The organism is Streptomyces sp. NPDC088910 (genome assembly GCF_044749865.1).
Lineage (GTDB): Bacteria > Actinomycetota > Actinomycetes > Streptomycetales > Streptomycetaceae > Actinacidiphila.
In genome coordinates, this window is record NZ_JBIVIV010000005.1 from 42,424 (window position 1) to 69,416 (window position 26,993).

General features: G+C 72.3%; 27 protein-coding genes. 13 read left to right on the forward strand and 14 right to left on the reverse strand.

Going from position 1 to position 26,993, the window contains the following annotated elements:
* Nucleotides 1-26: 26 nt before the first annotated feature.
* Nucleotides 27-413 (reverse strand): ArsR/SmtB family transcription factor, encoded by a 387-nt coding sequence (locus tag ACIP4Z_RS13395; RefSeq protein WP_401307359.1) that lies wholly within the window; start codon nt 411-413, stop codon nt 27-29.
* Between the two features lie 94 nt (nt 414-507).
* Between ACIP4Z_RS13395 and ACIP4Z_RS13400 the strand changes: the two genes are divergently transcribed.
* Together ACIP4Z_RS13400 and ACIP4Z_RS13405 are read left to right on the forward strand one after the other, a co-directional pair.
* Nucleotides 508-2,541, forward strand: coding sequence for a heavy metal translocating P-type ATPase (locus tag ACIP4Z_RS13400; protein WP_401307362.1), 2,034 nt, complete (start codon nt 508-510; stop codon nt 2,539-2,541).
* A 90-nt stretch (nt 2,542-2,631) separates the two neighbouring features.
* Nucleotides 2,632-3,306 carry a Type 1 glutamine amidotransferase-like domain-containing protein gene (locus tag ACIP4Z_RS13405; protein WP_355334846.1) on the forward strand — a complete coding sequence of 225 codons (675 nt, stop codon included), beginning with the start codon at nt 2,632-2,634 and terminating at the stop codon, nt 3,304-3,306.
* Here ACIP4Z_RS13405 and ACIP4Z_RS13410 read toward each other — a convergent pair.
* Nucleotides 3,290-4,318 carry an NADP-dependent oxidoreductase gene (locus ACIP4Z_RS13410; protein WP_401308135.1) on the reverse strand — a complete coding sequence of 343 codons (1,029 nt, stop codon included), beginning with the start codon at nt 4,316-4,318 and terminating at the stop codon, nt 3,290-3,292. The genes ACIP4Z_RS13405 and ACIP4Z_RS13410 overlap by 17 nt on opposite strands.
* A 122-nt stretch (nt 4,319-4,440) precedes the next feature.
* On the opposite strand from ACIP4Z_RS13410, the gene ACIP4Z_RS13415 reads away from it, so the two are divergent.
* The gene (locus ACIP4Z_RS13415) at nt 4,441-5,034 is read left to right on the forward strand and encodes a TetR/AcrR family transcriptional regulator (protein WP_401307365.1); all 594 of its coding nucleotides are present in this window, start codon (nt 4,441-4,443) and stop codon (nt 5,032-5,034) included.
* Between the two features lie 143 nt (nt 5,035-5,177).
* Here the strand turns inward: ACIP4Z_RS13415 and ACIP4Z_RS13420 are convergent, their stop codons facing one another.
* The gene (locus ACIP4Z_RS13420) at nt 5,178-6,116 is read right to left on the reverse strand and encodes an alpha/beta hydrolase family protein (RefSeq protein WP_401307368.1); all 939 of its coding nucleotides are present in this window, start codon (nt 6,114-6,116) and stop codon (nt 5,178-5,180) included.
* Nucleotides 6,117-6,305: 189 nt separating this feature from the next.
* Between ACIP4Z_RS13420 and ACIP4Z_RS13425 the strand changes: the two genes are divergently transcribed.
* The 4 genes from ACIP4Z_RS13425 (at nt 6,306) to ACIP4Z_RS13440 (ending at nt 9,942) form a co-directional block, all read left to right on the forward strand.
* On the forward strand, nt 6,306-6,686 hold the full coding sequence (locus tag ACIP4Z_RS13425) for a MerR family transcriptional regulator (protein WP_355334854.1): 381 nt from the start codon (nt 6,306-6,308) through the stop codon (nt 6,684-6,686).
* 250 nt (nt 6,687-6,936) lie between these two features.
* Entirely contained in the window at nt 6,937-8,214 is a 1,278-nt protein-coding gene (locus tag ACIP4Z_RS13430; RefSeq protein WP_401307371.1) for an ABC transporter substrate-binding protein, read from the forward strand.
* Nucleotides 8,211-9,104, forward strand: a complete 894-nt coding sequence (locus tag ACIP4Z_RS13435) for a sugar ABC transporter permease (protein ID WP_355334860.1) — start codon at nt 8,211-8,213, stop codon at nt 9,102-9,104. Before ACIP4Z_RS13430 ends, ACIP4Z_RS13435 begins: the two co-directional genes overlap by 4 nt.
* A 1-nt stretch (nt 9,105) precedes the next feature.
* Nucleotides 9,106-9,942 carry a carbohydrate ABC transporter permease gene (locus ACIP4Z_RS13440; protein ID WP_355334863.1) on the forward strand — a complete coding sequence of 279 codons (837 nt, stop codon included), beginning with the start codon at nt 9,106-9,108 and terminating at the stop codon, nt 9,940-9,942.
* Between the two features lie 39 nt (nt 9,943-9,981).
* Here the strand turns inward: ACIP4Z_RS13440 and ACIP4Z_RS13445 are convergent, their stop codons facing one another.
* Complete coding sequence (locus ACIP4Z_RS13445; RefSeq protein WP_401307376.1) at nt 9,982-10,593, reverse strand: TetR/AcrR family transcriptional regulator; 612 nt, start codon at nt 10,591-10,593, stop codon at nt 9,982-9,984.
* Nucleotides 10,594-10,720: 127 nt separating this feature from the next.
* Between ACIP4Z_RS13445 and ACIP4Z_RS13450 the strand changes: the two genes are divergently transcribed.
* A complete protein-coding gene (locus ACIP4Z_RS13450) occupies nt 10,721-11,437 on the forward strand; it encodes an SDR family oxidoreductase (protein ID WP_401307379.1) in 717 nt (238 codons plus the stop codon).
* A 167-nt stretch (nt 11,438-11,604) separates the two neighbouring features.
* Entirely contained in the window at nt 11,605-11,940 is a 336-nt protein-coding gene (locus ACIP4Z_RS13455; RefSeq protein ID WP_355334871.1) for an STAS domain-containing protein, read from the forward strand.
* A gap of 15 nt (nt 11,941-11,955) precedes the next feature.
* On the opposite strand, the gene ACIP4Z_RS13460 is transcribed toward ACIP4Z_RS13455, so the two are convergent.
* The 7 genes from ACIP4Z_RS13460 to ACIP4Z_RS13490 all read right to left on the reverse strand — a co-directional run bounded on the left by ACIP4Z_RS13460 (nt 11,956) and on the right by ACIP4Z_RS13490 (nt 19,769).
* Complete coding sequence (locus ACIP4Z_RS13460; protein WP_401307382.1) at nt 11,956-12,726, reverse strand: beta-glucanase; 771 nt, start codon at nt 12,724-12,726, stop codon at nt 11,956-11,958.
* A 157-nt stretch (nt 12,727-12,883) separates the two neighbouring features.
* The gene (locus ACIP4Z_RS13465; protein WP_355334874.1) at nt 12,884-13,330 is read right to left on the reverse strand and encodes an ATP-binding protein; all 447 of its coding nucleotides are present in this window, start codon (nt 13,328-13,330) and stop codon (nt 12,884-12,886) included.
* 253 nt (nt 13,331-13,583) lie between these two features.
* Nucleotides 13,584-13,958, reverse strand: coding sequence for a hypothetical protein (locus ACIP4Z_RS13470; protein ID WP_355334877.1), 375 nt, complete (start codon nt 13,956-13,958; stop codon nt 13,584-13,586).
* A 143-nt stretch (nt 13,959-14,101) separates the two neighbouring features.
* On the reverse strand, nt 14,102-14,503 hold the full coding sequence (locus tag ACIP4Z_RS13475) for a roadblock/LC7 domain-containing protein (protein ID WP_391047738.1): 402 nt from the start codon (nt 14,501-14,503) through the stop codon (nt 14,102-14,104).
* A gap of 103 nt (nt 14,504-14,606) precedes the next feature.
* Nucleotides 14,607-15,413 carry a transcriptional regulator gene (locus ACIP4Z_RS13480; RefSeq protein ID WP_355334882.1) on the reverse strand — a complete coding sequence of 269 codons (807 nt, stop codon included), beginning with the start codon at nt 15,411-15,413 and terminating at the stop codon, nt 14,607-14,609.
* Complete coding sequence (locus ACIP4Z_RS13485; protein ID WP_401308138.1) at nt 15,410-15,850, reverse strand: hypothetical protein; 441 nt, start codon at nt 15,848-15,850, stop codon at nt 15,410-15,412. The genes ACIP4Z_RS13480 and ACIP4Z_RS13485 overlap by 4 nt, the downstream gene beginning before the upstream one ends.
* A gap of 337 nt (nt 15,851-16,187) precedes the next feature.
* On the reverse strand, nt 16,188-19,769 hold the full coding sequence (locus ACIP4Z_RS13490; protein WP_401307387.1) for a choice-of-anchor D domain-containing protein: 3,582 nt from the start codon (nt 19,767-19,769) through the stop codon (nt 16,188-16,190).
* A 508-nt stretch (nt 19,770-20,277) separates the two neighbouring features.
* On the opposite strand from ACIP4Z_RS13490, the gene ACIP4Z_RS13495 reads away from it, so the two are divergent.
* Nucleotides 20,278-21,054, forward strand: coding sequence for a polysaccharide deacetylase family protein (locus tag ACIP4Z_RS13495; RefSeq protein ID WP_355335760.1), 777 nt, complete (start codon nt 20,278-20,280; stop codon nt 21,052-21,054).
* A 32-nt stretch (nt 21,055-21,086) separates the two neighbouring features.
* On the forward strand, nt 21,087-21,530 hold the full coding sequence (locus ACIP4Z_RS13500; protein WP_355334889.1) for a BlaI/MecI/CopY family transcriptional regulator: 444 nt from the start codon (nt 21,087-21,089) through the stop codon (nt 21,528-21,530).
* A 93-nt stretch (nt 21,531-21,623) separates the two neighbouring features.
* Here the strand turns inward: ACIP4Z_RS13500 and ACIP4Z_RS13505 are convergent, their stop codons facing one another.
* On the reverse strand, nt 21,624-23,045 hold the full coding sequence (locus tag ACIP4Z_RS13505) for a sensor histidine kinase (RefSeq protein WP_401307390.1): 1,422 nt from the start codon (nt 23,043-23,045) through the stop codon (nt 21,624-21,626).
* Nucleotides 23,046-23,059: 14 nt separating this feature from the next.
* Entirely contained in the window at nt 23,060-23,728 is a 669-nt protein-coding gene (locus ACIP4Z_RS13510; protein ID WP_391124879.1) for a winged helix-turn-helix domain-containing protein, read from the reverse strand.
* A gap of 102 nt (nt 23,729-23,830) precedes the next feature.
* On the opposite strand from ACIP4Z_RS13510, the gene ACIP4Z_RS13515 reads away from it, so the two are divergent.
* Both ACIP4Z_RS13515 and ACIP4Z_RS13520 read left to right on the forward strand, forming a co-directional pair.
* Nucleotides 23,831-24,676, forward strand: coding sequence for a hypothetical protein (locus tag ACIP4Z_RS13515; RefSeq protein WP_401307394.1), 846 nt, complete (start codon nt 23,831-23,833; stop codon nt 24,674-24,676).
* A 109-nt stretch (nt 24,677-24,785) separates the two neighbouring features.
* Complete coding sequence (locus ACIP4Z_RS13520; protein ID WP_401307397.1) at nt 24,786-25,916, forward strand: sodium-dependent transporter; 1,131 nt, start codon at nt 24,786-24,788, stop codon at nt 25,914-25,916.
* Here ACIP4Z_RS13520 and ACIP4Z_RS13525 read toward each other — a convergent pair.
* A complete protein-coding gene (locus tag ACIP4Z_RS13525) occupies nt 25,879-26,619 on the reverse strand; it encodes a hypothetical protein (RefSeq protein ID WP_401308141.1) in 741 nt (246 codons plus the stop codon). The two genes, ACIP4Z_RS13520 and ACIP4Z_RS13525, sit on opposite strands and share 38 nt — an antisense overlap.
* Between the last annotated feature and the right edge of the window lie 374 nt (nt 26,620-26,993).

Genomic DNA, 26,993 nt, shown 5'->3' on the forward strand with positions numbered 1-26,993 from the left:
CCCGGCGTGACGGCACGCGCGCGGCCTCAGTCGGCCGCGACCGCCTCCGGCAGGTCCGCGGGGCGGTCGCGGATGCCCAGGCGCAGGTGCTCGACGTGGTAGAGGGCCTGGTCGAGCAGTTCGGCGACGTGGTTGTCGTAGAGGGCGTAGACGATCGAGCGTCCGTGGCGTTCGCCGGTGACCAGGCCGAGGTTGCGCAGCAGGCGCAGTTGGTGGGAACAGGCGGAGGCTTCCATGCCCACGGCGTCGGCGAGGTCGCCGACCGCGCAGGGGCCCTCCTGGAGCCGGGCCAGGATGTGCAGCCGCGAGGGCGTGGCGAGCGCCTGGAGGGTGGCGGCGACGTCGGCGGCGCCGACCGCGTCGAGACGCTCGCGCGGGGTGGCGGTGGCGGCGGCGTCGTTTCCATGGCCCATGCCCCCATCATACGGATGACAACTGAAGACCTGTTCAGATGTTCCTGTACGGTGGGGGCTGTCACCTCGTCCGCCCGTGAAGGGTTGTTTTGTCATGCCTTCTGTCCTGGACCGGCGGCCCGCACCGGTCTCCGCGGGGCGTCCGCGACCGGCTCTTCCGCGCCGCCGCACGCGCGTCCTCGCACTGCCGGAGGCACGGTGGGCGTGCGCGGCGCTCGCCCTGTTACTGCTCGCGCTTCCCCCGTACCTGCTGGGCGCCCCCGCCTGGTCATGGGGTCCGCTGTTCGCCGCCACCTACGTCACCGGCGGCTGGGAACCGGGCTGGCAGGGCCTGAAGGCGCTCAGGGACAGGACGCTGGACGTGGACCTGCTCATGGTCGTCGCGGCGCTCGGCGCCGCCGCGATCGGCCAGGTACTCGACGGGGCGCTGCTGATCGTCATCTTCGCCACCTCCGGCGCCCTGGAGGCCGTCGCGACCGCGCGGACCGCCGACTCCGTACGCGGACTGCTCGACCTCGCGCCCGCCACCGCGACCCGGCTCCGGCCGGAGGGCACGGACGGTGGTGTCGGTGGTTTCGGTGCCGACGGTGGTGTCGTCACCGAGGAGAGCGTCGAGGCCGCGCGACTGGCGGTCGGGGACGTCATCCTCGTCAGGCCCGGCGAGCGCGTCGGCGCCGACGGCGTGGTCCTGGACGGCGCCGGCGACGTCGACCAGGCCACCATCACCGGCGAGCCGCTGCCGGTGGTGAAGCAGGCCGGGGACGAGGTGTTCGCCGGGACCGTAAACGGCACCGGGTCCCTGCGCGTACGCGTCGAGCGCGATCCGGCGGACTCGGTGATCGCCCGGATCGTGCGGATGGTCGAGGAGGCCGCCGAGACCAAGGCCCCCACCCAGTTGTTCATCGAGAAGGTCGAGCAGCGCTACTCGATCGGCATGGTCGTCGCCACGCTCGCCGTCTTCGCGCTCCCGCTGGCCTTCGGCGCGGCGCTACAACCGGCCCTCCTCCGCGCGATGACGTTCATGATCGTGGCCTCTCCCTGCGCGGTCGTCCTGTCCACGATGCCGCCGCTGCTGTCCGCGATGGCCAACGCCGGCCGGCACGGGGTTCTCGTCAAGTCGGCCGTCGTAATGGAGCGCCTCGGGCAGACCGACACCGTCGCGCTGGACAAGACCGGCACGCTCACCGAGGGGACGCCCCGCGTCACCGACATCCGGCCGCTGCCCGACAGCGGCCTCGAAGCGGACGCCCTGCTCCGGCTCGCCGCGTCGGCCGAGCATCCCAGCGAACACCCGCTGGCCCGCGCGGTGGTGGACGCGGCCCGCGAGCGCGGCCTTCCGCTGTCCGCCGCCGACGGCTTCACCTCGGCCCCCGGCCAGGGCGTCACGGCCACCGTCGGCGGCCGCACGGTCCAGGTCGGCTCCCCCGGCCGCCTCCTCCCCCTCGGGACCGGCGAGGCGGCGCGGGACGGGCTGCGGGACGGGGTGCGCGAGGCAGTGCGGGAGGTGGAGGCCGCCGGGCGTACGGCCGTCGCGGTGCTGCGCGACGGTACGCCGCTGGGAGTGCTGGGCATCGCGGACCGGCTGCGCCCGGACGCCGCCGCCACCGTCGCCGCCCTCGCCCGTATGACCGACCTCCCCCCGGTCCTGCTGACCGGCGACAACGTACGGGCCGCCCGGCAGTTGGCCGCAGAGGTCGGCATCACCGACGTGCGCGCCGGCCTGCTGCCGCAGGACAAGGCAGCGGCCGTACGCGCGTGGGAGGCGCGCGGTCGCAAGGTGCTGGTCGTCGGCGACGGCGTCAACGACGCGCCCGCGCTGGCCGCCGCACACACCGGCGTCGCCATGGGCAGGGCCGGGTCCGACCTCGCGCTGGAGACCGCCGACGCCGTGGTGATCCGCGACGAGTTGGCCACCGTCCCGGCCGTCGTGAAGCTCTCGCGCGCCGCCCACCGTCTGGTGATCCAGAATCTGACGATCGCCGCGGTGTTCATCGCCGCCTTGGCCGTCTGGGACCTGACCGCCACTCTCCCGCTCCCCCTCGGGGTCGCGGGCCACGAGGGCTCCACTCTCGTCGTCGCCCTCAACGGCCTCCGGCTGCTGCGCGACACCGCCTGGACCCGGCCGTGAGGCGGCCGGTCTCGGCGCGTCTGCTCTGCCGACAGCGGGTGTGTTAGCGTCGCTCGCTCACTTTCACAGAGCGATCAGTGCGGGGGCGTCATGAAGCTTCTCCTTACCGACTCCGGTGTCAAGAACGCCAGCATTCTGGCGGCGCTCCTCGACCTCCTGGGCAAACCGATCGCCGAAGCCAACGCCCTGTGCATTCCCACCGCCGGGTACGGGGGCCCGTACGGCGATCCGGGCGGGCCGTGGCGTTTCATCAGCGGACAGTCCCTTCACCCCATGACCGGGCTGGGCTGGAAGTCGGTCGGCGTACTGGAGCTCACGGCGCTGCCCGGCATCGACAAGGAGCGGTGGGTCTCCTGGGTCCGGGAGACGGACGTCCTGCTGGTGAACGGCGGCGACGCGCTGTACCTGTCTCACTGGATGCGGGAGTCCGGCCTGGCCGACCTGTTCCCCTCGCTGCACGACACGGTCTATGTGGGGCTCAGCGCCGGGAGCATGGTGCTGACTCCCCGCGTCGGGGAGCACTTCGTCGCCTGGCAGCCGCCCACCGGTGACGACCGCGCCCTGGGAGTCGTCGACTTCTCCCTTTTCCCGCACCTCGACAGTCCGGGCTGCCCCGAGAACACCATGGCCGAGGCGGAGCGGTGGGCCGCCGCGCTCAAGGCCCCGGCGTACGCCATCGACAACCAGACCGCCATCAAGGTGACCGACGACGGCGTCGAGATCGTCTCCGAGGGGAACTGGAAGCTGTTCAACGCGGCGCCGTGACCTGCTCGACCGTGAGCACGATCTTGCCCTGGAGGTGTCCGCGGGCGGCCCGTTCGTGCGCCGCCCGCGCGCGGGCGAGCGGGAAGGTGCTGTCGACGGCGACGCGTACCGTGCCCGCGTCGAGCAGGCGTCCCAGTTCGGCGAGTTGCGCGCCGTTCGAGCGGACCTGGGCGGTCGAGACGGTGACGCCCAGCCTCGCGGTCTCCTCGGCGTCGAAGTCCCCGGGAAGCACGGGGAATTGGGCGCCGCCGCGCTTGAGGGTGCGCAGGAACCGCCTGCTGTCGGGGCCGCCGACGGCGTCGAGTACGAGGTCGACGTCGTGCACCAGCTCCTCGGGACGGCTCTTGGTGTAGTCGATGAACCGGTCGGCGCCGAGATCGCGCAGGAACGCCTCGTGCGCACCGGACGCCACGGCGGTGACATGCGCGCCCTTCCACTTCGCCAACTGCACGGCGAAGTGCCCCACGCCGCCCGCGGCGCCGTTGACGAGCACCTTGCTGTCGGCGTCGAGCGGCGTCGGGCGGTGCCGCGCCGCCTGGAAGGGCGAGGGGTGGTCGTGTCCTGCCTCGATGAGGAACTGCCACGCCGTGAGCGCGGCCATGGGCGCCCCGGCGGCGTGCACGTGGTCGATGCCGGACGGCTTGCGCGCGAGGTCCGACGCGGGCGCGGCCACGTACTCGGCGTAGGCGCTGCCGTCGAAGCCGGGGAAGCGCAGAAGACCGAAGACCTCGTCGCCCAGGGCGAGGTCGTCCACGTCCGGGGCGACGGCTTCGACGACACCCGACACGTCCGTTCCCGGAACGGCGGGCAGCCTGACGGTCGACTCCGGCTCCCCCGGCACCGTGGTCAGCCCGCCGCGCAGGTACCAGTCCGGAGGATTGACGCCCACCGCGTGGACGCGGACGAGCACCTCGCCCGGTCCCGGCTCGGGAATAGGCACCCGGTCCTCACGCAGCACCTCGGGGCCGCCGTGCTCGTGCAGCCGGATCGCCCGCATCGTGTCTGACGGCATCTTCGTGGGCATCGTCGTCTCCTGCCCCCACCGGGGGATACGCTGAACGGATCAGTGGTCCATCTATCCGAACCACTGATCCGAATATATGGACCACTGATCCGGATAGTCAAGAGGGACCCATGCGCGCCGACGCCAGGAAGAACCGCGACCACCTGCTCGACGTCGCGGGCGCCGTCATCGCCGAGCACGGTGTCGACGTCTCGCTGCGCGACATCGCCCGCAGGTCCGACATGGGCCTGGCGACACTGCTCCGGCACTTCCCCACCCGGGAGGCCCTGCTCGAAGCCCTGCTCCACACGAGCTTCGGTGAACTGACGTCGCGAGCGGCCGACTTGGAGACACAGGGGTCACCCGAGGACGCCCTCGTCTCGTGGCTGCGCGACTGCGTCGCCTGGACGACCGAGTACCGGGGTGTGACCGTCCTGATGGCCGCCGCCATCGAGGACCCCGAATCCGCGCTCCACGCCTCGTGCGTTACCCTGCGCGCGGCCGGAGCGCGGCTCCTCACCCGCGCCCAGGCCGCGGGCGTGGCACGCGACGACATCGACGGCGCCGACCTGTTCGCCCTCGTCGCCATGCTCGCCTGGCTCGGCGACCAGCCCTCCCTCGCCCCCCGCGCCGACCACCTCTTCGACGTGATCGCGAGCGCGATCCTCACGAGCGAGGACAGCGCCGACACCGGCCGGCAACCACGCCCCCCGGTCCTCGGCTGAGGCCGTCGCGCCGGGGTCCGCGACGGGCTGGTCCGCACGCGTCACCGTCCACGCGGGCTCGGCGATGCCGCCGCACAGGAGCGGGCCGTCAGCGGATCAGCGGCGTCGCCGCGATCGTCGGAGGCGGCCCGGCGCCGTACGGGTCACTTGGACTCCAGGTGTCCCAGGGGGTGGGCGGCGGCGAGGACGGAGCGGGCCGTCTCCCAGTCGGTGTGGTCGTCGCCGGTGATGTGGCGCAGGTAGGCGAGGGTGACCTGCTGGACGAGAGCGACGCGGCCGGGGTCCTCGTCGGTGGTCTCGGCCGACCGGTAGCCGGAGATGCCGCCGAGGAAGTGCTCGCCGCCGCGGACGGTGAGCAGGCTCTTGTCGCCTCGGCTGAGCGTGTAGGGGTCGGTGGTCCACGCCGGACCCCGGGTCGAGAGGGGGAGGTCGTCCTTGTCGCCCGCGACGACGAGTCCGGGGGCGGTGATGTGGGAGAAGTCCTGGTCACGGAGCCAGGGAAGGTGCTCGTGGGCGAAGGGGGTGAGTTCCGCGCCGCCCTTGCCCGCGGTGGCGAGCTGGACGCTGGCCATGACCCGCGGGTCGGACAGGTCTTCGGCGAGGCCGGTGCGCGGGTCCTTGACGCGCAGCCCCACCAGGATGCCCGCGGTCTGACCGCCGAAGGAGTGTCCCGCCGCGACGACACGGCCGTGGTCGGTCCGGCCCGCCAGGCCCGGCACCGACGCCTCCAGCGTTCCGAGTTCGTCCAGGACGCGCTTCATGTCCTGGACGCGGTAGCGCCACAGGTCGGGCGTACGGGGGTCGTCCCCGGCGAGGCCGAAGCGCTTGGAGTCCAGATGCGTGGCCTGGACGGTCACGAAGCCGTGCGCGGCCCAGTGGTCGACCAGCGGCCCGTAGCCGTCCAGGTCGGAACCGAAGCCGTGCGCGAACAGCACGATCGGCAAGCGGGTGCCGGTGACCGGGGCGGAGATCCGTACCCGCAGGTCCGCGCCTCGGTGCGGGGCGGGCAGGACCAGTGGCTTGACCGAGACGGTCGGGGTGGGCGCGGGGCCGGTGAGGCCGGTCGCCGAATACGTGGTCATGCGTGTCTCTTTCGGAGGTGCGGAGGTGCGGGCGTGCGGGCGTGCGGGCGTGCGGGCGTGCGGTGGCTCGGGAAGCGGGGCTCTCCGGGAGGAAGCTCCGGGAGAAGGGCGCATTGGTTACGCTAAAACCTGACGTTGACGTCAAAGGCAAGTGGCTGTGACGCGGATCGCAGAGACGTGGAGTGGGACATGCGCATTGGGGAACTGGCTCGTCGCACGGGCGTCAGCACCAGGGCGCTGCGGTATTACGAGGAGCAGGATCTGCTGGTCTCCGAGCGCAGCGACAGCGGCCAGCGCCACTACGCGGAGGCCGCGGTCGACCGGATCAATCTGATCCGGGAGCTGTACGCGGCCGGTCTGTCCAGTAAGACCATCGCCGCGCTCACGCCCTGCGTCATCGACGGCCGGGCCACGCCCGAGCTTCTGGATCGCCTCACGGTCGAGCGTGATCAGATCGACCGGCACATCGCGGATCTGACACACACCCGCGACCGGCTCGACTCGGTCATCGCCGGCGCCTCCGTGAACCTGCGCACCGGCGCGTCCTGCCGACAGGACACGTCCGGCTAACGGTGTCGCGCCGGTCCCGCGGTGGCACTCTTCATCCCCCCATCGCCCGCCGACTGACAAGCGGCCTAGTGCGATTCCAAGGTGCGACGGGGGCACCCACGCGCCACGCGGACGACCGCGCAGAGTGCCCGCCCCGCCACCCAGGGTGCCGCCACGTTCGCGCAATGTCGCTGTCGTAATTCCCCTGCATGGTTGGTGCATGGTCCGGCGCGAAGATCGCCGGGACCCACTCTGACTAGGGGGATACGCAGTGACGTTCAGCCGCAGACAACTGCTCGGTACCGGAGGCAGCCTGGCCCTGACCGGTGCGCTGGCCGCCGCCTGCGGGTCGAACAGCGGCCGGGACGACGGAGGCGGCAAGGGCGGCAAGGGCGGCAAGGGCGGCAAGGTCACCTTGCAGCAGTGGTACCACCAGTACGGCGAGGCGGGTACGGAGCAGGCGGTGCGCCGGTACGCCGACGCGTACACCGCGGCGAACGTCAAGGTGCAGTGGCGGCCCGGCGACTACGACCAGCAGACCGCCGCGGCGCTGCTCACCTCGTCGGGACCGGACGTCTTCGAGGGCGGCCCGACGCTGGACCAGATCCAGGGCGGTCAAGTGGTGGACGTCACCGACCTGGTCGGCCCGGTGAAGGCCGACTTCAACCCGGCCGTGGTGACGACGTACGGGGACAGGATCTGGGGTGTCCCGCAGGTCATCGACATGCAGCTCCTGTACTACCGCAAGAGCCTGCTCACTGCCGCGAACATCGCGCCGCCGACCACGCTCGACGAACTGGTCGACGCGGCGGCGAAGTTGACCACCAAGAAGGTCAAGGGGCTGTTCCTGGGCAACGACGGCGGCGCCGGGGTGCTCGGCGGTACACCGCTCTACGCCGCCGGGCTCAGCCTGGTGACCCCGGAGGGCACCGTCGGCTTCGACGACCCGGCCGCCGCCCGCACCCTGGCCAAGTTCCACCGGCTCTACGCCGACAAGTCGCTGCTGTTGGGCGCGCCGACCGACTGGTCCGACCCCTCGGCGTTCATCCAGGGGCTCACCGCGCTCCAGTGGTCCGGACTCTGGGCGCTGCCCGCGGTCAAGAAGGCCCTGGGGGACGACTTCGGGGTGCTGCCGTTCCCGAAGGACGGCGCGGCGGGCAAGCCCACGGTGCCGGTCGGCGCGTACAGCTCGGCCGTCAACTCCCGCAGCAAGCACCAAGCCGAGGCCAAGGCGTACATCAAGTGGCTGTGGATCGACAGGACCGAGTACCAGGAGGACTTCGCGCTCTCCTACGGCTTCCACATCCCGGCCCGGATCTCGCTGGCGAAGAAGGCGGCCAAACTGCGGGAGGGCGCGGCGGCCGACGCCGTCTCGTACGCCACCGACCACGGCTTCTCGCAGCCGCTGTTGTGGACACCGGCCAGCCAGACCGCGTACCAGGACGCGCTGAGCCGCATCATCAAGGACGGCGCGAACCCCGACACGGAGCTCAAGTCGGTGGTGCGCAAGACCAGTTCCGAATTGCAGCGGGTCCGGAAGAAGTCGTGAGACACCGCACGCTGTGGTTCTGGGTCTTCGTCGGACCATTCGCCGCCGGGCTCGCGCTGTTCACGTACGTGCCGCTGTTGTGGAGCGTCTATCTGAGCTTCTTCGACGCGCACAACACGGTGTCCCCGCACCGCTTCGTGGGCCTGGGCAACTACGCGGACGTCCTCGGCGACCAGGCGTTCACCGACAGCCTGCGCACCTTCGGGGTGTTCGCGCTGTTCATCGTGCCCGCCACCTACGCGCTCTCGCTCGCCCTGGCGCTGATGGTGAACCGGCTGCGGTACGCGCAGGCGTTCTTCCGTTCGGTGTTCTTCCTGCCGGCCGCCTGCTCCTATGTGGTGGCGGCGCTGATCTGGAAGCTGTCGATCTTCAACGGTGTGCGGTTCGGCCTGGCGAACACCGTCCTGGGCTGGTTCGGCGCCGACCAGACGGCGTGGCTGTCCACCACCCACCCGCCGTGGTACTGGCTGGTGATCGTGACCGTACGGCTGTGGTTGCAGGCCGGGTTCTACATGATCCTCTTCCTCGCCGGACTCCAGCGCATCCCGGCGCAGTTGTACGAGGCGGCGGCGGTGGACGGCGCGCGGCCCGGCTGGCAGGTCTTCCGCCACATCACGTTGCCCCAACTGCGGGCCACCTCGGTGGCGGTGGCGCTGCTGCTGGTCATCAACGCCTTCCAGGCGTTCGACGAGTTCTACAACCTGCTCAGCGACTCCCGCGGCTATCCGCCGTACGCCCGGCCGCCGTTGGTGTACCTGTACACCACCGCGCTCGGGCGGGGGCAGAACCTGGGCGTGGGCAGCGCGGGCGCCGTCGTCCTCGCGCTGATCATCGCGGTGGTCACCGTCGTCCAGGCCCGCTGGTTCGGGCTCGGCAGGAGGGAGGACTGACATGGAGCAGGCCCTGCTCAGATTCGGGCGCGCGGTGCGCCTGGTGCTGCTCGTGGTACTCGCGCTGCTGTTCCTGATCCCGTTCTACCTGCTGGTGCGCAACGGCCTGTCGGCCGAGCAGGACATCACCTCGCCCGACTGGACGTTCTTCCCCACCCACCTCCAGTGGTCCAACATCCGCGAGCTGTTCGACGACCCGGCGGTGCCGATGGCCCGGTCGCTGCTCAACTCGGCCATGATCGCGGTCACCACGACGGTGGGCACGGTGGTGCTGGCGTCGCTGGCGGGATACGGACTGGCCCGTATCCCGTACCGCTGGTCCAACCAGGTGTTCTACGCGATCCTCGGCACGCTGATGGTGCCCGCCGCGGTCACCTTCGTGCCGAGCTTCGTGCTGGTGTCCTCGCTCGGCTGGATCTCCACGCTGCGCGGCCTGATCATCCCGACGATCTTCTCGGCGTTCGCCTGCTTCATCTTCCGGCAGTACTTCCTGGGCTTTCCCGGTGAGTTGGAGGACGCGGCGAAGGTCGACGGACTCGGCTACTGGCGCACCTATTGGCGGATCGTGGTGCCCAACTCCCGGCCGGTCTTCGCGGCCGTGTCCACGATCGTCTTCATCGGCGCCTGGAACGCCTTCCTGTGGCCTCTGGTCATCGGCCAGGACACGTCCTCCTGGACGGTGCAGGTGGCGCTGTCCACCTTCACCACCGCCCAAGTGGTCAACATCCACGAGCTGTTCGTCGCGGCGGCGGTGTCGATCCTGCCCCTGCTGCTGGTCTTCCTGCTCCTCCAGCGGCACATCGTGGCGGGCATCGAACGCTCCGGCATCGACGACTGAGCCCCCGCCGGGAGTCGCGGCGGTACGCCCGCGACCCGGTCAGCGGACGTCGCGGACCGCGGCCAGGCCGCGGTCGTAGAGGTCGAGGATGTCGCCCTCGCCGTCACCCTCGATCCAGGTCGCGGTGGCGGCGTCGAAGCAGCCGAAGGCCGTGGCGAGGACGGCGCGGACCTGTACTCGGTCGGCGCCCGAGGCTGCCAGCCTGGCTTCGAGGAGCGGGAGCAGTTCCTCCTGGCAGCGCACGCGCTTTCCGAGGTAGGCGGCGCGCAGCGAGTCGGTGCGGTGGATCAGGCGGAAGCGCTCCAGAGCCTGTTCGGGACCGGTGTGGACGGAGAGCGCGGCCTCAAGGGCGGCGCGCAGGGTCTGCCAGGCGTCGGCGTCGGCGGGCTGCTCGCGGACGGTCTCCGTCAGGAGGGTGACGAACTGCTCCTGGCTGCCGCCGACGAGGTCTTCCTTGGTGCCGAAGTAGCGGAAGAGGGTGCGCTGCGAGACACCGGCCTCGCGGGCGATCTGCGCGATGGTCGTCTCGTCGTACCCCTGCCGTGTGAAGAGCCGCAGGGCGGTGTCGAGGATCTCCCGGGCCGCGAGCTGCCGCGTCCGGTCCCACAGTGTGGGCGCGGCCGGCCCGTCGCCCGTTGTTCCCTGCGTCATGCCATCACCTTAGCGCGGCCTGCCATCGTGGCATTCACACGACATTTGGCAGTCACTGCCACACGGGCGTACGGTGACAATCAGTGGGGCCGTCCACGCGCCCCACGCGTCGACAAGGAGAGCGACCGTGGCAGCGAAGACAGCACTCGTCACCGGCGGCACCAGCGGGATCGGCAAGGCCACCGCGGAACTGCTCCACGCGCGCGGCTACCGCGTCATGGTCACCGGCCTCGGCAGCGTCGACAGCTCCGGCCTGCCGCACGACGTGGTCGCCGTCAGGGCCGACGCCGGTTCGCTCACCGACATCGACCAGGCGGTGGAGCGGGCGCGCGGGCACCTGGGCTCCCTCGACCTGCTCCATCTCAACGCGGGCATCTCCCGGCCCGGACCGATCGAGTCCACCGACGAGGCCGCCTTCGACGCCCTGTTCGACATCAACGTCAAGGGGAACTTCTTCACCCTGCGAAAGGCGCTCCCGCTGCTGAACGAGGGCGCGTCCGTGGTGTTCACCATCGGCGCGGGCGAGGGGCTCGGCGCGGCCATGACCGCCGCCAAGGGAGCGCTGCTGCCTCTGATGCGCTCGCTCGCCATCGAACTGGCCCCGCGCCGTATCCGGGTCAACGCGGTGAGCCCCGGCCTGATCGACACTCCCGCGTACGGCAAGCTGGGCATCGGCCGGGAGACGGTCGCCGCGTGGGGCGAGGACGTTCCCCTCGGCCGCGTCGGAGCCCCCGCCGATGTCGCCGAGGCGGTCGCCTTCCTCGCCTCCGACGCCGCCGGTTACATCACGGGCGACAATCTGATCGTCTCCGGCGGCATGGGGATCCACGCCCGCTCCGCCTAGCGGACGGTCCGCCGCCGCGGGCCCATCGGTTTGCGACTGGTTCCGACCGCTTGCGATCAGTTTCTGACCTGGGATCGGGCTCCACCGGCGCGCGTCGACGGGGGCGCACTCGGGTTCGCCCTGATCCGCTCTTTCCTCTCCCCCGTGACGCTGGACATACTTGTCATATGTCGACACACCACGACGCGCATAGGGACCCGGTCGTCGGCGACCTCCCGCGCATTGTCACCCCGCACGGCGACCTCGACGCGGACACGCTGGGGCCGTTGCGGCAGGAGCTGACCGAGGCGGCCGAGGCCGGCCGGGTGCTGGTGCTCGACGCCAGCGGGATCACCTTCGCCGATTCCAGCTTCCTCAATCTGCTGCTGAGCATCCACCAGCACGGTGACCTGCGAGTCGCCGCCGTGCCGCCGCAGTTGGCGCGGCTGCTCCGTATCGTCGGCGTGGACCGCGTCCTCAAGGTGTACTCGACGGCGGAGGAGGCACTGCGGGCGACGGCGTGAGCCACCGGGTCCGGATCAGCGGGTGACGGTGAGTCCGGCGCACTCCCAGTGCAGCAGGCTCGTGCGCGCGTCGGGCGGGGTGTGCCCGTACGCGCCCGCGGACACGCTGATGTTCACCACCGGCCAGGCGCGCCAGGCGGGGCCGACGCCGTGGCCGTCGCGGAAGACGACCTCGTCGTCGATGGACCAGCAGACGTCGTCGGCGTCGAAGCGGACCCGGAGTGCGAAGGGGCGGCCCGGCGCGATCACGTCGGCCGCCTCGAACCCGCCGGGGCGTACGTGGTTGGACAGTTCGAGCAGCCGCGGGTTGGTGGGGTGGTACTCGAAGAGGTCGATCTCGCCGTGGCCCGGCTGGGGGCGGCCCGCGTCGCTGTCGCGGCCCCAGGTCCAGATCGCGGGCCAGGCGCCCTGCGGGGCGTGCACCACGCAGGTGGCGGTGAGTTCGTCGCCCGGCAGCAGCTCGAAGCCGCCGGGGGCGTACTCGGTCGACACCAGGTCGGTGTGCCAGACGCCGCCCGCCGCCCGCCGGGCGCGGAAGACACCCCCGGCAGTGGGGGCGTAGGCGGGGCCGATCTGGTCGAGTTTGTTGTCGCCGGGATTGCGGCCGCTCTCCGGGTAGGCGGAGGTGCGGCCCGCCGCCCAGGCCGTGCGGTCGGTGAAGGGCGCGTCGAAGACCACGCGCCGGGGGCGCCGGGGCGGCGGCGGACCGTGCGGCGGGGCCTGCGGCGGGTCATGAGGGGTCGGTTGCTGAGGGGGCGGCTGAGCCGCGTCCTGGCCGGTGGTCACGGTGCTCCTGGTGGCTCGGCGAGATCCGGCCGAGAGTTCAGGCGGGCAGCTCGCTCCGTACCCAGTGAAGATCACCGCGCGGCTCGAGAAAAGGAGCGTGCGGAAGCGCGGGCGGCGCGTAACGCGTCAGCCCACGCCCCCTGACCGGGTCAGGCGCTCACGCTCCGAGGGCGACGCGCACCTTGATCCGCTTGCCCACCGGCTCGCGCCGGACGTCGAAGCCCTCGCAGACCGCGAGGATGATCTCCAGGCCGTGCTGGCCGATCCTGCCGGGCTCCGCCGCGCGCGCGAGCGGCATCGACGAGTCGGTGTCCCACACGGTGATCACCAGATCCGTGCCCTGGATCTCCAGGTTCAGCGCGCAGGGACCCGGCGCGAATTTGCACGCGTTGGTCACCAGCTCGCTCACCACGAGTTGCGCGTCGGCGACGACGACCGCGGGGATCGGCTGGGCGCGCCCGCCCGTCACACCGGCCAGGAAGTCGGCGGTGAAGGCGCGGGCCGCCGCGATCGATCCGGTCTCGCCGTCGTACGCGGCTCCCGCCCAGATGTCCTGCCCGGCCTGCTGATGCGGGCCGTTCACGGCCATCGCGCTGGAACGCATGTTCTTGCCCCTGTCCGGTTGTCCGGCACAACCGTCAGGGCTTCTGCCCCACCCCAGTCGCTTCACACCCATCTTTTTTTCGGCTTCTCCTTCCGGGCCGGACGCGGGCCTCGGACGGGCGGCGCGCTCGGGGAACGGGCGGGTGGTGAGCGGGCCGTGAACGGATGTCGCGCGGAGACGGCCGCCCGGCAGGACGGCCGTCTCCACGCGGCCCGGTGGGCTCGGCCGACGGCGTACGGGCGCGACGGCCCGGTCACAGCTCCAGGTCGTTCTCGATCCGCTTCAACTGGTGCCGGGCCATCGCCAGGTTGGCGCGCGACTTGTCCAGCGCCAGGTACAGGAAGAGGCCGTTCTTGCCCCGGCCCTTGAGCAGCCGGATCAGGTGGTACTGCGAGCCCAGGGTGATGAGGATGTCCTCGATCTCGTCCTTGAGGCCGAGCAGTTCCATGGTGCGCGCCTTGGCACGGACGACGTCGGTGTTGCCGGCCGCCGCGACGTTGAGGTCGAGTTCCTTGCCCCCGCCGAGGGTGCCCAGCGCCATTCCGCTGGTGTAGTCGACGAGTGCGACGCCTATGACGCCGTCGATCGAGGTCATCGCGTCCTTGAGGGCGGTTTCGGTGTTGGCCATGATGGCTGGGCTTCCTTCCGGTCGGTTCATGTGCGGTGCTGACGTGGATGCGGTCGATGGGGTGGATACGGTCGATGCCGTTGCCGCGTCGGGGGCGGTGGGCGCGCGGTGGCGGGCGCCGCCGGTCCGGGTGGGTCGGGTGGTCATGGTGTGGGGGCGTCCTCCCGTGGCTCGGGGTCGCCGTCGACCAGGTGCGCGATGTGCGCGCCGGAGCGGCGGGCCTCCATGTGCAGCCGGCCCACGTTGACCTGCGGTCCGGCCAGGACGGTGAGCACGCAGGCGGTGCCCGCGGCGTAGATGGCGACGTATCCCTGCTCGCCGCGGACCAGCAGTTCCCGGAAGGGGCCGTGGGACGCGGTGTCGGTCAGCCGCAGGCCGACGCCCAGCGCCGCGGCGGTGAGGGCCGCCACTCCCTCGGCCTCCACGGTGTCCGCCTCCTGGGCGAGCACCATGCCGTCGACGCCCGCGGCGAGCGCGCCCGTCGCGTGCGGCAGCCGGGCCCGCAGCCGCCGCAGTTCCTCGCGTATCTCGGCCTCCTGCGCCATCAGATTCCTTCTCTCCTCTCTCCTTCCGACCTTCTTGTCGGCGCGTTGTCGCACGACGCGCCTCATATCTGTGCGGTCCCGGTCCTGCGGGCGGGAGTGCGCTTCACGGTCGTGCCTCCAAGGCGTCGAGGACCCTGCGGAGCGTGCCGACGTCGGGAGGTCCCGGCAGGTACCCGGCGCGGTCCGCGGTGGCCGGTGCGGATGCGGCTTCCTGTGCCCGTCCCGGTGGCCGCCCCTGCCCGGGTGGCGGTGCCGCGCGCCGCGGGGTCTCGCAGTGCCCGGCGGCGGCCAGCCGCCGTACGTCGACCAGCGCGTGGAAGGTGGGCCTGCCGAGCACGGTGGCGATGGCGGACGGGGTGCGTACCCCGTCCGCGAGGTCCAGCAGGGCCCGCTGCCGACGCGGTACGGGCGGCAGGCACGCGGCCCTGCGGCGGACGACGGGGGCGGTGTCGAGCTGCGGATACGGCCACAGGGCGTCGAGGAGTCCGCGGCGGCGGCGGGTCTCGCGCTCCACCTCGGCCACCCGCACCGGGCGCACGGGGCCGAACCAGTGGACGACGCCGTGCCGGAAGCGGGTGGGGCCGCTGCCTGCGGCGAGGACGAAGAAGGCCGCGTCGTAGAGCGCGCCGAGGTGGCTGATCTCCAGTTCCGCGGCGGAGATCCTGCGGTGTTCCAGGAGGTGGCGGGCGGTCCGGCAGCGGGCTCCGGCGGCGTCCACCGCCTCCTGCCACACCTCGACGGGAAGTCGGCCGCCGGCGGTCAGCAGGACGTCGATACCGGGGGTGGCCGGGCTCTCGGCGTGCACCACGACGCCGTCCGCGAGGTAGAGCGCCCCGCTGTCCCGGAGCAGCGCGCCCGTCGCGCCCTCCTCGGCCAGGCGCAGCAGCATCGGTGACAGCGGCCCGGTCATGCCAGCACCAGCCGTTCGGCGAGGTCGCGTACGCGCATCATGGCGAGGGCGAGGTTGGCGTGCTCGCGGTCGAGCCACAGGTGCAGGAACACCCCGCCGTCGAAGGGCGCTTCGACGAAGCGCAGCAGGTGGTAGCCGGTGCGGGTGACGACGATGACGTCCTCGACCGGCAGTCCCTTGGCGGTGTCTGCGGGTCCTGAGGGAGCGGCGGGTGCGGCGGGTGCGGCGGGTGCGGCGGGTCCCGTGGTGCCGCCGCGCGGTGAGCCGAGGGGTTCCGCCGGTTCGAACGCCGAGTGCTCCACGGCCATGCGCGCGAATTCCGCGGTCTCGGCCGCCGCCGTCTCGGGGTCACCGCCCGGCGCGTCTCCGACCTGTCCGAGGGAGAGCCCGCTGATCCACTCCACGAGAGCGGCGCCCCGGGCTCCCGGCAGCGTCATGGCCTCGCGCAGGCACTCGTCTATCCCGGACACCCGACTCCCCTGCGTGAGGCCGCTGTTGGCCCGCCGACGGATCGGCAGTGACCGTCACGTTACGCACGGTGGCACTCGCGCGAAGGACTTCTGGCAATTTCCAGCGGTACATGACCGCACTGGGCATAAAATGCTCCCCCTCCGTCCGGCCGTCCGCGCTTGGTCGCCGTCCCCGGAGCGCCACCGGCCCCTCGCGTATCGCACGCGAGGGGCCGGGCCGTTGTGCTCAGGGACGCCGGCCAAGTCGGGCCGGGCCGGAGGAGGTCGAGTCGGGTCGGGTCGGGTCGGAGGAGGTCAGTCCGGGTCAGGTGTTCCAGACCTGGAATTCGGAGATCTGCCCGGCGGGCCAGCCGGAGTTGGCGGTGACCGTCACCCGGAAGTACCGCGCGGTGGCCGCGGTGAAGGTGAGGGTGACCGTGTTGTTGGAGGCGGGGTCGAAGGAGTAGGAGGCCGACGACTTGAGGGTGGTGAAGGTGCTGCCGTCGGTGCTGCCCGACAGGGACAGCGTCTGGTTGCGGGCGCCCCAGCCCGCGGGGAGCTGGAGGACGACCTTGCTCGCGCTCTGCGCGGAGCCGAGGTCGACCTGGACCCACTGCGGGAAGGCGTTGTTGGCGCTTTCCCAGTAGCTGTTCTGGCTGCCGTCGGTGACGTTGGAGGACCCGTAGACGTCGGAGTGGCTGGACTCGCTGGTGGCCTTGCCCGCCGCCAGGTTGGTGCTCACCGTGCCGCTGCCGGTGCCGGTCAGCGCCACGGTGGTGGGGCTGTTGGAGGCGTTCCCGCTGATCGTCAGGGTGCCGGTGCGGGTGCCGGAGGCGGTGGGGGTGAACTTCACCGCGACCGAGCAACTGGCGTTGGCCGCGAGCGACGTGCCGCAGGTGTTGGTCTGCGAGAAGTCCCCGGAGGCGGTGACCGAGCTGATCGACGCGGCGGCCGTACCGGTGTTGGTCACCGTCACGCTCTGCGCGCCGCTGGTGGTGCCGGGCGCCTGGGAGGCGAAGGTGAGCGAGGTCGGAGTGACGGACAAGGTCGCGGACGACGGGTTGGTGCCGCCGCTCGGGTAGACCTGGAGGCCGGACAACTGGGCGGCGCTCCAGCCCGAGTTGGCGGTGACGTTGATCCGTACGTAGCGGGCGGTGGCCGCGGGGAAGGTGAGGGTCACCGTGTTGTTGTTGGCGCTCGGGTCGAAGGTCTGCGCGGCGGAGGGCGACAGGGTGCTGAACGAGGTGCCGTCCGTGGAGCCCTGTACGGACAGGGTCTCGGTACGGGTGGCCCACGCCGTGGACGGCGGGAGCCGCAAGGTCACCTTGCCGACGGCGTAGTTCTGCCCGAGGTCGACCTGGACCCACTGCGGGAAGGCGCCGTTGGCGCTCTCCCAGTACGTGGACGCGTCCGCGTCGGTGACATTGCCCGCGACGAAGGTGCCGTTGGCGGAACTCGCCGTGGCCGGGCGGCCTGCGGCGATGTCGGTGCTGCTGTCGATTCCGGCGCCGCTGAGCGCGACCGTGGTCGGGCTGTTGTTGGCGTTGCTGGTCAGTGTCAGCGTGCCGTTACGGCTGCCGCCGGCCGTCGGCTTGAAGGTGACGGTCACCGCGCAGGACGAACCGACCGCGAGCGACGAGCAGTTGTTGGTCTGGGTGAAGTCGCCGGTCGCCGCGACGGCCGAGACGGTGGCCGTGGTGGTGCCGGAGTTGGTGACGGTGACGGTCTGCGGGGCGGCCGTCGCGCCGACGACCGTGCCGCCGAAGGACAGGCTCGCCGGGTTGGTGCCCAGGATCGGGCCGGGCGCGGTGCCGGTGCCGGACAGGGCGACGGTGCTGGTGTTGCCGCCGGCGCCGACGGTCAGTGTCCCGGCACGCGCGCCGGTCGCCGTCGGCGCGAATTTCACGCTGACGGTGCAGGAGCCGTTGGCCGGGATGGAGGTGCCGCAGGTGTTGGTCTGCGAGAAGTCACCGCTGGTGGTGATGGCGGAGACGGAGGCGGCCGAGCCGGTCGGGTTGGTGACCGTCGCGGTCTGGGCGGCGCTGGTCGAACCGGTGGCGACCGAGCCGAAGTTGAGCGCGCTCGGGCTGGCGGTCACGCCTTCCGCCGGGTAGGGCGGGAAGACGGGGGTGGGGAATCCGCCGCAGAACGGGGTGCCGCTGATACCGGAGTTGCCGCCGCCGTCGGTGACGGTGAAGTTGTTGCCCTCGCAGCTATAGATCGGTGAGCTGGCGCCGATGCCGGTGGCCGTGACGTTGGTGAACTTCGCGGCGCCGCCGGTCTGTTCCTGGAGGGCGAAGGTGCCGGCGCCCGCGATGGTCACGTTGTTGAGGCTGACCCCGCTGACGGTGCCCTCGACCCACTGCACCGCCTCGTAGGGGCTCTGCTGGATCAGCGCGTTGGTCACGTTGATCGGGCCGGTGATGGCGCCCTGGCTGCCGTCGAACCACAGCGCGCCGACGCCGAACTGCCAGTTCGGGTCGAGACTGCCCGCCCTGATCAGGGTGTTGTTGGAGATCGTGGTGGTGCCGACCGGGGTGGAGGTGAAGCGCTGGCCGACGTGGATGCCGCCGCCCTGGGCGAGTCCGGTGTCCCGTACGAGGTTGCCGCTGACGGTGTTGTCGTGGCCGCCGTAGATCGCGATGGCGTTGGCCAGGATCTGGGTCTCCACGGTGTTGTTGGAGATGGTGTCGTTGGCGTCGGCGCCGAGCGCGGCGTCGGCCCAGGTGGCGATGCCGTCGTCGCCGGTGTTGCGGATCTCGCTGTTGGTGACGGTCGAATTGGTCACTCCGCCGTGGAAGTTGACGCCGTCGGCGGTGGTGTCACGGATCCGCAGACCGCTGAGGGTCAGCTTGTCCATCGGCCCGTCCATCCAGGCGCCGACCTTCAGGTGGTCGATCCAGAGGCTGGAGACGGTGGAGTTGCTCATCGCGCCGCCGATGCCGTTGACCTGGTCGCAGTCGTTGCGCTCGCCGACCTGGCCGAAGATCGCGAAGTTGGAGAGGTGGACGTTGCTGCTCACCCCGCGATTGCCGCCGACTCCGCAACTGTCGGGCTCGCCGAGCCCGTAGAAGCCGGGCGCCGCGCCGGTCACCGTCGAGTACCACATGCCCGCGCCGGTGACGGTGACGTTGTTGACCGTGATGTGCCGGGGGATCTTGAAGGTGCCCGGCGGGATCCACACCGTGCCGCCGGGGCCCGCCGCGTTGATCGCCGCGTTGAAGGCGGCCGTGCTGTCGGCGGCGCCGGTGGCGTCGGCGCCCTGGCTGGTCACCGAGACCGAGCCGGACGGCTGCGGGAGGGCGGCGCCGACCTGTTCGAAGTCGGCGAAGTCGATGGTGGTGGCGGCGCTGGAGCCGCTGGTCTGGAGGGTGAAGGTGGTGCCGGCCGGATACGTCTGCGGGAGCAGCCGGTGGACCTCGTCGTAGAAGTGGTGCGGGTTGCTGCCCGGTGTGTTGGTGAACGGGTAGCTGCCGTAGTACCAGCTATAGGCGTTGGTGAGGGTGAAGTCGGGCTGTGCGGCGCCGTTGATCGCGAACGACAGCGGGGCGGTGTAGACCGAGCCGCCCGAGCCGTCGGGGATGCTGTAGCGGAAGTCGATCGAGTTGGTGGCGACCGGGGTGGTGAAGGTGACGTACTTGCCGCTGCCCGAGAGGGTCACCGCCTTGCGGTACGACGCCTCGTCGGCGAGCTGTCCCGCGGCGAAACTCGGGCCGATGGCCGTGCCGTTGGTGGCGGAGTTCTCCGCCTGCACCTCGACGTAGGGAAGGCTCGCGCCGCTGCCGCCGGTGGCTGCGGCGGCCGATGCCGGTGGGGCCGCGAGGGCGATGACGCCCGCGGCGGCGATCAGCGCGGTGGTGCCTCCCACGGCGATGGTGCGCCTCAGGGATCTGATGGGCTGGAACAACGTCTGCTCCTTTTCGACACGGAATGCCGGACCTGCGCCGTGCGGACAGCCGTACGAGGGCATGGGGAAGCGAGGTGACGCGGAGCTGGGCCGCCGACGCCGGAGCGGGCCTGGGACACGGCCCGTCGCGGTGGCGGTGAAGGGGATGGCGGCTGGGGCGTTGCGCTGAAGCGGTCGGCGGGTGGGGGGGTGACGGCGCAAGGGGAACCGTAATGTCGTGGACACGGCAGCGCAATATACGAACTTATCTTTGCTCAATCTCTACTTTCTCTCGCAAGATCCAATGTTGCCCGTCCATGGATTCGGGAGACCGCCGCCGCCCGCCCCGTGCGCCCTCCGATCGACGGGCACCTCGTCCACCTTCTACAACGTGTAGTAGATTCGCGGGCAGCCCCCGGCCGGGGCCGTCCGCCGAGGTCACCGCGGGGCGCGGGTCCGGCATGCCCGGCTCCCGCTGCCCACGCCCGCAAGGAGGCCGATCACCGTGACTCCTCATTCCGACCGGCGGATCGTCGCCCGTACCGTCCTGCGCACGGGTGCGGTGGCCGCGTCCGCGCTGGCCGCCGCGTACGCAGGGCCCGCGCTGTCGACCTTCGGGCCGCTGCGCAACCGGCTCATGCCGCGGCTGTCGGGACGCGGACGGCCCGACAGCGTGGCGCTCACCTTCGACGACGGCCCCGACCACCTGTCCACCCCGCACTTCCTGCGACTGCTCGACACCCGCCGCGTGCGGGCCACCTTCTTCCTGCTCGGCTCGATGGCCGTCCGCTCCCCCGGACTCGTCACGGAGATGTACGAGGCGGGCCACGAGGTCGCGATCCACGGCTGGACCCACCGGCCCGCGCTGCTGCGCGGCCCCTGGACCACGTACGAGGACCTGGCCCGCGCCCGCGACCTCGTCGGCGGCCTCACCGGCGGCGCGCCGACGCTCTACCGGCCGCCGTACGGCGTCATGACCGCCGGTACGCATCTGGCCTGCCGCCGCCTCGGACTCACGCCGGTGCTGTGGACCGCCTGGGGCGAGGACTGGCGCGGGCGCGCGACGCCCCGGACCGTCCTCGACACCGTCACCCGCGACCTGCGCGGCGGCGGCACCGTCCTGCTCCACGACTCCGACTGCGCCTCGGCCACCGGGTCGTGGCGCAACACGCTCGGGGCGCTCCCCCGCCTCCTCGACTTCTGTCAGGAACGCGGCCTGACGGTCGGCCCGTTGCGCGATCACGGGGGGCTCGCGGTGGCCGGTTGGTCGGGCGGCCGGGGCCGGGGCGGCCAGGTCGTGCCGTAGTACCGTGAGGATTCTACGAAGGAGCGGGAAGCGTGGCCGAGCAGGAAGGCCCGGCCGCCGGGCGACGCGCGCCGGGCGAGCTGGAGAGCGAAGTCCTCGCGGCGCTGTGGGCAGTCGGCGAGCCGGCCGGGGCGGGCGCCGTACGCGAACAGGTCGCGGGCGAACCCGCCTACACCACCGTCCTGACGATCCTCACCCGCCTCCACGACAAGGGCCTGGTCACCCGCGAGCGCGCCGGACGCGGCTACCTCTACTCCCCCGTGCGCGACGAGGCGGGCCACGCGGCGGCCGGCATGCGCGACCTGCTGGAAGCCGGCGGCGACCGCGCGGCCGTCCTGGCCCGCTTCGTCTCCGAACTGCCCGCGGAGGACGAGAGGTTGCTGGAGAGGTTGCTGCGCGATCACGCCTCGGGGCAGGCCACCGGCGCCGCTCCCGGCACCCGCCCGGCGCGGCGCCCGCGCGGCCGCCGGTCCTGACGACGCCGGGCACGGGCGGGCGTGCCAGGGCCGAAGGGGCCGGGGCCGAAGAGGCCGGGGCCGAGGGGCCGTTCGTGATCCGCGGAACGGACCCTAGCCCGGCGGGAGTGTCACCTGGAAGCGGGCTCCGCGCGGTGCGGGGACCAGGGTGATGTCGCCGCCTGCCGCACGGGCGAGGCGGCGGGCCAGGGGGAGGCCGAGCCCGGCGCCGTCGTGGGCGTCCGTCTCCGAGCCGAAGCGGCGGCCCGCCTCGAAGACGGCCTCGGCGTGTTCGGCGGGGACGCCGGGGCCGTCGTCGGCGACGAACACCCGCGCGCCGTCGGGGAGTCGGACGCATTCGAGAGTGATCGCGCGGGCGGCGTAGCGGCGGGCGTTGTCGAGCAGCGGGGCGAGGACGCGTTCGAGGAGTTCGGGGGTGACGCCGACGTCCACCGGCTCGCCGGACGCCGTGACCGGGGGCGCCTCGGGGTGTTCGGCGCGGCTGCGGTCGGCGACCGCGCGGGCGACGTCGAGGGCGGCGCAGCGGCCCGCCGCCGCGGACGGCTGCCGGGCCTCGCTGAGCAGTGTCCGGCAGATCTGCGCCATCTGTGTGGCCGCGGCGGCGATGGCCTGGTGGGAGGAGCGGGACTGGTCCGCGGTGCGGGGGCGGGCGGTGAGCCAGTCCGTCTCCGCGGTGATCCGGGCCAGCGGATTGCGCAGTTCGTGGGAGAGCTCGGCGGTGAGCTGCTGTTCGTGCCGCAGGACGGCCGCCTGGCGGTCGAGGAGCTGGTCCAGATTGGCGGCCAGCGCGGCCAGTTCCGCGGGCCTGGCCTCCCGCGCGCCGAAGCGCTGCGCCGCGCCGTACCGGCTCCAGCGGGACGCCTGGTCGCTCATGGTGCTGACCGGGCGCAGGGCGCGGCCGATCACCATGCGGGTGACGAGGTAGACGCCGCCGACCAGCAGCAGGGCGAGGCCGAGCGAACCGGCCAGCGCCGAACGGGCGGTGAGCAGATACGGCTCCAGGCTCGCGGCGGCCACGACGGTGGCGACCTGAACTCCCCCGCTGCTCAGCGGCATCGCGTACAGCCGGGTCGAGCGCGGGGTGGAGGTGTCGGCGAATCGGGTCCCCTTGCCCGCGAGGGCGTCCGCGCGGCGCTGGAGCGGTTCGGGAGCGGCGGGGCGTTCGACGACGTGGGCGCCGCGGTAGATCCAGATGCCGCTGTCGAGCGCGCCGTCGTCGCCCGGTTCCCGGACGGCGATGGTCCCGTCGGCGCGGATGTCGACGGTCGCGGCGACGGCTGCGGCGCGGGTGCGCAGCAGGTCGTCGGCCTGGCGGCGCAGTATCTCGTGCAGCGCGACGTTGAACGCGGCGGTGAGCAGCGCCACCCACAGCACGGTGGTGACGAGGGCGAGCAGCGCCAGTCGGCCGCGCAGGGTCGCGGGCAGCGTGCCGGACAGACCCCGGCGGCGCGGGCGCCCCGCGCGCGGCTGCTGCCCGGCGCGGCTCGGGCGTTCCGCCCGGCCCGGACGTCGCACGCGGGCGGGCGGCCTCACGCGAACCGGTATCCGATGCCGCGCACGGTGTCGATGCCGCGCGTGCTGCCCGTCTCGCGGAGCTTGCGGCGCAGCCGCGACACGTACTGGTCGAGGGTGTTGTCACTGACCTGGGCGCCGTGCGGCCACGCCGCCCGTACCAGGCTGTGCCGTCGTACGGCGGCGCCGGGCGCGGCCATCAGGCAGGCCAGGATGCGGAATTCGGTGGGGGTCAGGGGTACGGCCGCGCCGCCGTCCGCGGACAGCGCGTGCGTGACGGGGTCCAGGCGCAGTCCCTCGACCTCGCGGGCCGCCACGCGGTTGCCGCGGCGGAGCGCCGCGTGCAGGCGGGCGGTCAGCTCGGCCAGGTGGAAGGGCTTGGCGAGATAGTCGTCGCCGCCGGAGGAGAAGCCCGACAGCCGGTCGTGCAGCGCGTCGTGCGCGGTGAGGAAGAGCACGGCGGCCTCGATGCCGACGGCGCGCATGGCCTGGCAGACGTCCCGCCCGTCGGAGTCGGGCAGGCCGACGTCGAGGACGACCGCGTCCACGCGCGGGCCGACCGTACGCAGCGCGCTCGCGCCGTCGGCGGCGGTGAGCACCTCGAAGTCCTCTTCGCGCAGGCCGCGGGCGAGGACGTCGCGCAGTCCGTGGTCGTCCTCGACGATCAGGACGCAGTGGGCGGTCATGGGCCCAGTATTGACGACCGGGCACGTCGGGGAAGGGCCGGGCGGCCGGAGGCGGGGCGGCGCTCAGGTTGTGTTCAGGCGCCGCGTGCCAGCCTGCGCGGCATGACAACGACCATGGAACGCTCGGGCTCCGCGCCCGGGGTGCGCACGATGCTCAACAAGGTGCCGGAAGTCACCGTCTACTTCTGGCTGATCAAGGTCTTGTGCACCACGGTCGGCGAGACCGCGGCGGACTATCTCAACACCAGTCTCCACATGGGCCTGACGAACACGACGTACGTGATGTCGGTGCTGCTGGTGGCGGCCCTGGTGGCGCAGTTCCGGGTACGGCGGTACGTGCCGGGCGTGTACTGGCTCGCGGTGGTGCTGATCAGCGTGGTGGGCACCTTGGTCACGGACAATCTGACCGACAACCTCGGGGTGGCGCTGACCACCACGACCGCGGTCTTCGCGGTCGTCCTGGCGGCGACCTTCGCGCTCTGGTTCGCCGTCGAGCGGACGCTGTCGATCCACAGCATCCGCACCCCGCGCCGTGAGGCGTTCTACTGGCTGGCGATCCTGTTCACCTTCGCCCTGGGCACGGCGGCGGGCGACCTGGTCGCGGAGCGGATGAACCTCGGCTACTGGCTCTCCGCGCTCGCCTTCGGCGCGGTCATCGCGGTGGTCGCGCTGGCGCACTTCCGGCTGCGGCTGAACGCCGTGCTCGCGTTCTGGCTGGCGTACATCCTGACCCGGCCGCTGGGCGCGTCCCTGGGCGACTACCTCTCGCAGCCGCGCGCGGACGGCGGTCTCGGCCTCGGCACGGTGGGCACCAGCGCGCTGTTCCTGGCCACGATCCTGGCCCTGGTCGTCAATCTGACCCGGACCCGCAAGGACCAGCGGCCCGCACCGCACACGCCGCTGGACGAGCACGCCCAGCAGGACCGGCGGGCGGCGGAAACCGCCTGATGACGTACGCGGCTGCCACCGTCCTGTCTGCGCTGATACGCCGCCCGCGCCGGTCACCGGCGTCCACCGGTCCCCCGTGCCGTATCGCAGCAGACAGGAACGACAGCCCGTGCGTGCTCCCTTCGTCCCCCGCGCCCTCGCGCGCGTCCAACGGTCCCTGACCTGGCTGATGGCCCTGGCCTACGCCGTCGCGACGGTCGCTCCCGCCGCCGGTCTGTGGCTGCGGCACCTGCGGTGGAGCGTGCCGCGCGGGGTCGGCGTACCGGCCGCCGCGCTGTCGCCGCCCTCGGCGCTGCTGGCGTTCGTGCTGTTCACGGCGGCCCTTCAGGTGCCGGTGCGGCGGCTGCCCGCGCTGGCCAGGCGCCCGGGGGCGCTGATGACCGGTACGGCGGTGAACGCGGCCGTGCCGCTGCTCGTCCTGCCCTTGCTGGCGGGACTGTTGCGGTTCTCGCCCGACACCGACGGCGGCAGCGGGCTGCTGACCGGGATCGCGCTCGTCGGCGCCATGCCGGTGGCCGGGGGCGCGACGGTCTGGGGCGGCCGGGCGGGCGGCAACCACGCACTGGTGGTCGGCATCGTGCTCGCCTCCACGCTGCTCAGCCCGTTGACCACCCCGCTGACGCTCTCCATGGCCGCCGTCTTCGCGCACGGCCACTACGCCCACGATCTGGGGCGGATGGCCGGTGCGAGCAGCGGCGCCTTCGCGCTGGCCGGGGTCGTCGCGCCGTGCCTGGCCGGGCTGTTGGCGCAGCGGATGACGTCGCGGGAGCGGCGGGACCGCGCGCTTCCCGGTCTGAAGCTGGCCGCGCTGCTGGCGTCACTGCTGCTGACGTACGCCAACGCGTGCGGCGCGCTGGGCGGTCAACTGCGGCACCCGCAGGTGGCGTTCATCGCCGCGTCGGTCGGTGTGGCGGCCCTGGCGTGCCTCGCGGCGCTGGCCGTCGGCTGGGGTCTGGCGCGCGGTCTGCGCAGTGACCGGGCCGACACGGTCGCGATCACGCTGGCCTCGGGGATGAACAACAGCAGCGCGAGCGCGGTGCTCGCGGCGACTCATCTCCCCGCGCATCCGCAGGTGTTGATGCCGGTGCTGGCGTACAGCATCGTGCAGAAATTCGGCGCGGGGGCGGTGGACAGCTTCCTCGGCCCCCGCGCCGCCGCCGGATCCCGGCGGCGGCGCGGGCGACCGCGCGTCACGTCCGGTGCTACGCGCCCGCGTTCGCGGGCAGGTCGCGGTGACTGACCGCCAGGAAGCCCACCAGCGCGGCGATCAGGACGGCGAGCACCAGGCTGACCGGTCCCGTGCCCCAGCCGAGGCCGCCGCGGTGGAGGGGTACGCCCATCCAGTCGGCGAAGGACGCGCCGAGCGGGCGGGTGAGGATGTACGCCCACCAGAAGGCGGCCACCGCGTTGAGCCCGAGGAAGCGGCCCGCGAGCGCCGGTACGGCGATCAGGACGGCGAAGACGACGCCGGAGGAGAAGTAGCCCAGGTGCAGGCTGCCCGCGGTGAGGTCGCCGGCCGCGGTGCCGAGCGCGAAGGTGGTCAGGACGGTCGCCCAGTAGAACGCCTCGCGGCGCGGGGTGCGGACGCTGTGGATGGACAGCGTCCCCTCACTGGCGTACCAGGCGGTGAGCACGGCCGCGAGGATCAGCGAGAAGGCCACCGTGGAGACCGCGTACGGTACCCCGGCCACCACGTGCACGACGTCGGCGGCCATGGTGCCGAAGACGCTGACCATGACGATCGCCGACCAGTAGATCCACGGCGAGTAGCGCGGCGCGCGGAACTGGGCGACCAGCAGCGCCACCAGGCCGATCAGGCCGAGGCCGCCCGCGACGACCGGGCCGAGCGCGCGGGCCAGGAAGTCCGAGGTCGTCTCGCCCATGCCGGTGGTGAGCACTTTGGTCAGCCAGAACCAGGCGGTCACCTCCGGCACCTTGCTCAGGGCGCCGCCGGCCGCGAGGCCGCTCCGCCCCGTCCGCCGGTGCCGTACGGGACCGGCGCCCGCCGACTCGTACGGCACCGCTCCGACCGTCCGCGCACGCGCGGACCGCTGCTCCACAGGTTGTTCCACAGGACCGCAACTCTCCCGGCGCGCAGGCCGATTCCGCTCTCCGCACAGCACGGCCCCGAGCACGCGCCGACCAGGGCGGCGAGCCCCGACAGGCCGACGACTACACGACTGTAGACGAACGGCATGCGGGCGAATCGGACACGCGGGCGGTCCGCGCCGATCCTTTGCCGACCCCTTACCGGGACCCGCGACGGACAGCGCCCACGGCGGTCGCCGCGGTTCCCGGGGACCGGCCGGGCCAGGCG

What these genes read in the sequence shown, in the direction of transcription:
- ACIP4Z_RS13395 (WP_401307359.1), bottom strand. Translation starts at nt 413, where the DNA reads ATGGGCCATGGAAACGACGCCGCCGCCACCGCCACCCCGCGCGAGCGT.
- ACIP4Z_RS13400 (WP_401307362.1), top strand. Translation starts at nt 508, where the DNA reads ATGCCTTCTGTCCTGGACCGGCGGCCCGCACCGGTCTCCGCGGGGCGT.
- ACIP4Z_RS13405 (WP_355334846.1), top strand. Translation starts at nt 2,632, where the DNA reads ATGAAGCTTCTCCTTACCGACTCCGGTGTCAAGAACGCCAGCATTCTG.
- ACIP4Z_RS13410 (WP_401308135.1), bottom strand. Translation starts at nt 4,318, where the DNA reads ATGCCGTCAGACACGATGCGGGCGATCCGGCTGCACGAGCACGGCGGC.
- ACIP4Z_RS13415 (WP_401307365.1), top strand. Translation starts at nt 4,441, where the DNA reads ATGCGCGCCGACGCCAGGAAGAACCGCGACCACCTGCTCGACGTCGCG.
- ACIP4Z_RS13420 (WP_401307368.1), bottom strand. Translation starts at nt 6,116, where the DNA reads ATGACCACGTATTCGGCGACCGGCCTCACCGGCCCCGCGCCCACCCCG.
- ACIP4Z_RS13425 (WP_355334854.1), top strand. Translation starts at nt 6,306, where the DNA reads ATGCGCATTGGGGAACTGGCTCGTCGCACGGGCGTCAGCACCAGGGCG.
- ACIP4Z_RS13440 (WP_355334863.1), top strand. Translation starts at nt 9,106, where the DNA reads ATGGAGCAGGCCCTGCTCAGATTCGGGCGCGCGGTGCGCCTGGTGCTG.
- ACIP4Z_RS13445 (WP_401307376.1), bottom strand. Translation starts at nt 10,593, where the DNA reads ATGACGCAGGGAACAACGGGCGACGGGCCGGCCGCGCCCACACTGTGG.
- ACIP4Z_RS13455 (WP_355334871.1), top strand. Translation starts at nt 11,605, where the DNA reads ATGTCGACACACCACGACGCGCATAGGGACCCGGTCGTCGGCGACCTC.
- ACIP4Z_RS13465 (WP_355334874.1), bottom strand. Translation starts at nt 13,330, where the DNA reads ATGCGTTCCAGCGCGATGGCCGTGAACGGCCCGCATCAGCAGGCCGGG.
- ACIP4Z_RS13470 (WP_355334877.1), bottom strand. Translation starts at nt 13,958, where the DNA reads ATGGCCAACACCGAAACCGCCCTCAAGGACGCGATGACCTCGATCGAC.
- ACIP4Z_RS13475 (WP_391047738.1), bottom strand. Translation starts at nt 14,503, where the DNA reads ATGGCGCAGGAGGCCGAGATACGCGAGGAACTGCGGCGGCTGCGGGCC.
- ACIP4Z_RS13480 (WP_355334882.1), bottom strand. Translation starts at nt 15,413, where the DNA reads ATGACCGGGCCGCTGTCACCGATGCTGCTGCGCCTGGCCGAGGAGGGC.
- ACIP4Z_RS13485 (WP_401308138.1), bottom strand. Translation starts at nt 15,850, where the DNA reads ATGACGCTGCCGGGAGCCCGGGGCGCCGCTCTCGTGGAGTGGATCAGC.
- ACIP4Z_RS13510 (WP_391124879.1), bottom strand. Translation starts at nt 23,728, where the DNA reads ATGACCGCCCACTGCGTCCTGATCGTCGAGGACGACCACGGACTGCGC.
- ACIP4Z_RS13515 (WP_401307394.1), top strand. Translation starts at nt 23,831, where the DNA reads ATGACAACGACCATGGAACGCTCGGGCTCCGCGCCCGGGGTGCGCACG.